Source organism: Vibrio sp. T20 (assembly GCF_007858795.1).
Classification (GTDB): Bacteria; Pseudomonadota; Gammaproteobacteria; order Enterobacterales; family Vibrionaceae; genus Vibrio; species Vibrio satsumensis.
The window spans coordinates 1-3,690 of the sequence record NZ_VFEB01000119.1 but is presented as its reverse complement, the minus strand read 5'-3'; the positions used below and the strand labels follow the sequence as shown (position 1 = coordinate 3,690).

Genomic DNA, 3,690 nt, shown 5'->3' with positions numbered 1-3,690 from the left:
CTTAAATGACTATTGAAGGCGCCTTGGCAGAGTGGCTATGCAGCGGATTGCAAATCCGTGGACCTCGGTTCGACTCCGGGAGGCGCCTCCATCATTCAGAAAAAACCAGTCCTCGTGGCTGGTTTTTTCGTTTCTGGCCTCGCTAAAAGCTTCCTACGTACCCATTTCAATGTTTATCAAAGAAATCTTTGTTACGGATATACTTGCTCATTAAGTGATACGAAAAAGGTCGTATCAACCAGCTAAAAATAGATCGTCCAAGGCGAATAAGCGTTGGGGTGTTCTCATAGATTCTGCCGTTGTAGAGCCAAAGGACCTTTCCTACATGCCAGTACAGTAAAGGTACGGGTGGCATGAAGGTCACGATGTCGATGTCACAACAGATGCGGTAAGTCTTCTTACTCAAGCGATAGTGCTTTCGAAAACTCCAATCACCAATTGCAGGTTGCCCAAAGGTCACGATTCGCTTAATGCAGCCTGGATACTTTTGCTCAAAGTAGTCAGCAAACACACAACCAATAGCACCACCGGAAGAGTGGCCAGTAATGGAGATTCTTTTGCCTTGCTCTAAGAGAGGGATGAGCGTCGCTTCCAATCGTTCAATTACCGTTAAGCCAAGCTTATCTTCATTACGAGTTGGTTGGCTTTCCTGAAACATCAGATGATAGAAGCCAGCATGCACTCGGTAATTGAGTCCAATCCTTTTGCAGCTTCTCGTCCATAGGGCGAAGTTAAGCAGCCAGTCTGACACGCTGTGTGACCCTTTAATAACGACAACCACTTCGTCTTTGTCGCTGCTCCATAACACTCGAATCATGGTTTTAGCAAACTGGTTCTTTATGATGCGCTGCCCATTAGGATCGAAACCATAACGAGTTTGTTTAAAAACTCTAGGGTAGGCGAGGTTACAAAGAACGGCATAGCGTTCATATTGGTATCGTTTTAATGGTTTCACAGTTACACATGGTTTTTGTCCGTATTTAATACCATAGCGTTAGATTGTGAAGCAGAGATGAAGGGAGGAATAAACGAGGGAATGACATTCAGTTTGTATCAAAACCGTTCTAAATAAGCTATATAATATTAACTTGTAATATTGGTTAATATCTTTTAACAACAAGTCGGGTGTTTTCTAATAAGTAAGCTTTTTTATACAATACAGTTTGTAACTAAGATGAATACAATGCCTTACTTAACCTTACATTTTTTAAAATTTAATATGGTAGCATCTTCGAAATTTCGAAGTTATAAAGATAATGTAAAAGGCTCTATTCATGCAATCAAAAAGTCAATCGTATAAGTTAACGTTTTACTGGGTATTAAAAAGCTTATATAGATTACTTCCTATACTACCTTCAAAAATCAAGATGTCTAAAAACCTTAGGCTTGCTGAGCTATATGTACAAAAAAAAGACTATAAAAAAGCAACTAGTCTTATAGAAGAGTTAGTCTACAAATTCAAAAAAAATGAATATAGTTTCATGTTATTGAATTTATATTTAATGAATGGTGACTCAGAAAAATCAAAAGAGCTTGAAGTTTCATTAGATTCCACAAGTGAAAGTACTAATCTTGTAAAGAGTTTGGATATCCTAAATTCAAGTGTGAACGACTCTGATAAAGTGGCCTTTATCAAGTCGTACATTGCGACCAAAGGAGCATCTTCAGTACTTATTGATGTTCAAAGTGGAGGAGATCATTTAACCAAGTTGTCTAATGAGGAAAAGATTCTTGTTAACAACACAAAGCTCTATCTAAAGCAACGAAGAGATTGGAGTCGCAGGAATAGTCCACCGACTTACATCAAATCGCTCTATAGCAAAGATGAGCAGAACAAAATTGATGAGTTGTTTTGTGATGTGCTGCCTATTGTAAGAGCGACCAAAGTATCTTTATCTGATCATGACAGCTCAGTTATATCAGTAAAAAATGGGTTTAGAGCAACCACAGGTCAACCAGAAATATCAGATCGCCGAGTGCTTTTCTTCGGAGCATCAACAACTTTTTCGTATGGTATGAGCGACAAAAATACAATTGTCAGTCAGGTTCAGAAAAACATTAATAAAGTAACTGATAATGTTAGAGTTGAAAATCATGGTGTACTAGGGATGAATTTGCTTCTAGCAATGAATAATTTAGTACAAACTGAGATCAAGCAGGGTGATGTAATTGTTTTTTTCAACTTTGATGAATTCAAAAATGTTGAAGATCCGGATGTGTTTTCGATTGATCTTAATGATGTTGACCGGGGTGGCGACTTTTTCATTGATCTAAACGCGCGTCATTGTCATTACTCTCCTAAGGGAAATAAGGCCATGGGAGAGATCGTAACAAATAAGTTAATACCTGTGTTGAACAGTAAAAGTGAACCTGTATCGACTCAATTAGACTCAAATAATAGAATGTTCTGTGTCCTAGAAAAGTTCAAGTACTTCCTATTCAGACATACAGCTCAGGCGCTTGAATCTTGTGAAATACAGTCTTACTTAGAATTATTAAAACAGTATGCATCAGATTGTGAAGGTGTCATCGGTAGTGTGGCGGTTAACTGTAACCCAATCACTAAAGGCCATCTTCACTTATTAGAACATGCATCTCGTAGTGTGGATAAGCTATTTATTTTTGTTATCGAAGAAGATAAATCGTTCTTTAAGTTCGAAGACCGCCTCCACTTAGTCGCAGAGAGTACTAAGCATTTAGATAATGCCACTGTGCTTAGAGGAGGTAAATTTATCTGTACTGAGTTAACTTACCCTGATTACTTCGACAAAGACACCACAGAAGCTAAAGCAGACGCTTCTATGGAAGCATGGTTCTTCTGTGAGTACATAGCAAAAACGCTAAATATTAGTAAGATCTTCTTAGGTGATGAGCCTAAGTGCATGATCACCAAACAGTACAATGAAAAAATGCGAGAGCTACTCCCAGAGTACGGTATTGAAGTTGATATCATCGATCGAATTGAAACTAATGGCGATGTTATCAGTGCTTCTAAAGTTAGGGAGTTTTTAGCTAGTAGAGATTTCAGCAGTATAGAAGCAATAGTGCCCAAGCCTACATATCAATTCTTAAAAGAAAATTATTAAGTTTTGATTCGCTTTCAAACTACTTTTCTGTACAAAAGTCAGTCTGTTGACTGGCTTTCCTATTCGAATTCGCTAGCCATAGTTAAGTTCAAGAGATAATCCGAGGTCGAATTAGGTAGTGTATGTAGGATGTTGTGTGTGCAGTTTGTGCGATCTGTAGTAATTTCAATCGTTAAAGTTCGATAATTAATCACTTGAATTAAAAGATAAAATTTATTGTTGACGAATTTTTTCCTTCCGTTAAAGTACACCTCGTTCTCACGGCTTAGGTCGCTGAGGGATGGTGTTTTTACTTTTCAGTAATCGGCATCGCAAGAATTGCGTGCCCTGGTGGTGGAATTGGTAGACACAAGGGATTTAAAATCCCTCGGCGTTCGCGCTGTGCCGGTTCAAGTCCGGCCCGGGGCACCATCTATCTAGCTTTTACTTTTTGAGTAGAGTGATGAACAAAGAGTTGTTCTCTTAAATCACTATTAAAGGCGCCTTGGCAGAGTGGCTATGCAGCGGATTGCAAATCCGTGGACCTCGGTTCGACTCCGGGAGGCGCCTCCATTCTCTCTCTTAGTTTGATAAGTTAAGAGATACTAAGAATGAAAATGCGATA

The 3,690-nt window shown here is 38.8% G+C and carries 2 protein-coding genes and 3 tRNA genes; 4 read left to right on the top strand and 1 reads right to left on the bottom strand.

The window, feature by feature from the left end; genetic code table 11:
- Positions 1-17 precede the first annotated feature (17 nt).
- Positions 18-91 (top strand) — tRNA-Cys (locus tag FTW16_RS13420).
- A 75-nt stretch (positions 92-166) separates the two neighbouring features.
- Here the strand turns inward: FTW16_RS13420 and FTW16_RS13415 are convergent.
- Positions 167-955: a lipase family protein gene (locus FTW16_RS13415; protein ID WP_146491411.1), complete on the bottom strand. Its 789-nt coding sequence runs from the start codon at positions 953-955 to the stop codon at positions 167-169.
- Between the two features lie 319 nt (positions 956-1,274).
- Here FTW16_RS13415 and FTW16_RS13410 point away from each other — a divergent pair, with 319 nt between their 5' ends.
- The 3 genes from FTW16_RS13410 to FTW16_RS13400 all read left to right on the top strand — a co-directional run bounded on the left by FTW16_RS13410 (position 1,275) and on the right by FTW16_RS13400 (position 3,638).
- On the top strand, positions 1,275-3,086 hold the full coding sequence (locus FTW16_RS13410; RefSeq protein ID WP_186728069.1) for a citrate lyase ligase: 1,812 nt from the start codon (positions 1,275-1,277) through the stop codon (positions 3,084-3,086).
- Positions 3,087-3,410: 324 nt separating this feature from the next.
- Positions 3,411-3,497: transfer RNA gene (locus FTW16_RS13405), tRNA-Leu, on the top strand.
- A gap of 67 nt (positions 3,498-3,564) precedes the next feature.
- Positions 3,565-3,638, top strand: a tRNA-Cys gene (locus tag FTW16_RS13400).
- Positions 3,639-3,690: the final 52 nt, after the last annotated feature.

Coding starts and splice junctions, on each gene's coding strand:
- FTW16_RS13410 (WP_186728069.1), top strand. CDS start 1,275: ATGCAATCAAAAAGTCAATCGTATAAGTTAACGTTTTACTGGGTATTA.